This is a genomic window from Monashia sp. HAY1-5C, assembly GCF_056755255.1.
In genome coordinates, this window is record NZ_JBPGXG010000786.1 from 1 (window position 1) to 235 (window position 235).

At 67.2% G+C, this 235-nt stretch carries 1 protein-coding gene; it reads left to right on the forward strand.

What is annotated here, in order from left to right; genetic code table 11:
- On the forward strand, nt 1-235 hold a 235-nt coding region (locus ACR9ZK_RS23545; protein ID WP_481344328.1), incomplete at both ends, for an efflux RND transporter permease subunit.

Here is a 235-nt window from a genome sequence, read left to right on the forward strand (position 1 = left end):
GGAAATCCAGGGCGAGCCCGCACCGGGCGTGGCCTCGGGCGATGCCATGGCCGAGATCGAACGCATCGCCAAGGACCTGCCGCCGGGCTTCGAGATCGAATGGACCGCCCTGTCCTACCAGGAACGCCAGGCCGGTTCGCAGACGCCGCTGCTGTACACGCTGTCGCTGCTGATCGTGTTCCTGTGCCTGGCCGCGCTGTATGAAAGCTGGAGCGTGCCGACCTCGGTGCTGCGT